The organism is Streptomyces sp. NPDC005898 (assembly GCF_040629635.1).
Taxonomy (GTDB): Bacteria; Actinomycetota; Actinomycetes; order Streptomycetales; family Streptomycetaceae; genus Streptomyces.
In genome coordinates this window covers 1,868-3,187 of record NZ_JBEXWC010000056.1, presented here as the reverse complement: position 1 = coordinate 3,187, position 1,320 = coordinate 1,868, and the positions used below count along the sequence as shown (strand labels likewise).

Below are 1,320 nucleotides of genomic sequence, written 5' to 3'. Positions count from 1 at the left end.
TGGAATGACACGACTTCGGCGGTACGCTTGAGCCCCGCTACATTGTCGGCGCGGAATCACTAGACCAGTGAGCTATTACGCACTCTTTCAAGGGTGGCTGCTTCTAAGCCAACCTCCTGGTTGTCTGTGCGACTCCACATCCTTTCCCACTTAGCGTACGCTTAGGGGCCTTAGTCGATGCTCTGGGCTGTTTCCCTCTCGACCATGGAGCTTATCCCCCACAGTCTCACTGCCGTGCTCTCACTTACCGGCATTCGGAGTTTGGCTAAGGTCAGTAACCCGGTAGGGCCCATCGCCTATCCAGTGCTCTACCTCCGGCAAGAAACACACGACGCTGCACCTAAATGCATTTCGGGGAGAACCAGCTATCACGGAGTTTGATTGGCCTTTCACCCCTAACCACAGGTCATCCCCCAGGTTTTCAACCCTGGTGGGTTCGGTCCTCCACGACCTCTTACAGCCGCTTCAACCTGCCCATGGCTAGATCACTCCGCTTCGGGTCTTGAGCGCGCTACTAAATCGCCCTATTCGGACTCGCTTTCGCTACGGCTTCCCCACACGGGTTAACCTCGCAACACACCGCAAACTCGCAGGCTCATTCTTCAAAAGGCACGCAGTCACGACGCACCAAGCAAGCTTGATGCGCGACGCTCCCACGGCTTGTAGGCACACGGTTTCAGGTACTATTTCACTCCGCTCCCGCGGTACTTTTCACCATTCCCTCACGGTACTATCCGCTATCGGTCACCAGGGAATATTTAGGCTTAACGGGTGGTCCCGCCAGATTCACACGGGATTTCTCGGGCCCCGTGCTACTTGGGTGTCTCTCAAACGAGCCGCTGATGTTTCGACTACGGGGGTCTTACCCTCTACGCCGGACCTTTCGCATGTCCTTCGCCTACATCAACGGTTTCTGACTCGTCTCACAGCCGGCAGACTGTGAAAGAGAGATCCCACAACCCCCACGACGCAACCCCTGCCGGGTCTCACACGTCGTAGGTTTGGCCTCATCCGGTTTCGCTCGCCACTACTCCCGGAATCACGGTTGTTTTCTCTTCCTGCGGGTACTGAGATGTTTCACTTCCCCGCGTTCCCTCCACACTGCCTATGTGTTCAGCAGCGGGTGACAGCCCATGACGACTGCCGGGTTTCCCCATTCGGAAACCCCCGGATCAAAGCCTGGTTGACGACTCCCCGGGGACTATCGTGGCCTCCCACGTCCTTCATCGGTTCCTGGTGCCAAGGCATCCACCGTGCGCCCTTAAAAACTTGGCCACAGATGCTCGCGTCCACTGTGCAGTTCTCAAACAACGACCAACC

The 1,320-nt window shown here is 57.0% G+C and carries 1 rRNA gene (running past one end of the window); it reads right to left on the bottom strand.

What is annotated here, in order from left to right:
• A 23S ribosomal RNA gene (locus ABZ385_RS33190) occupies positions 1-1,275 on the bottom strand (it extends 1,496 nt beyond the left edge of the window).
• Positions 1,276-1,320: the final 45 nt, after the last annotated feature.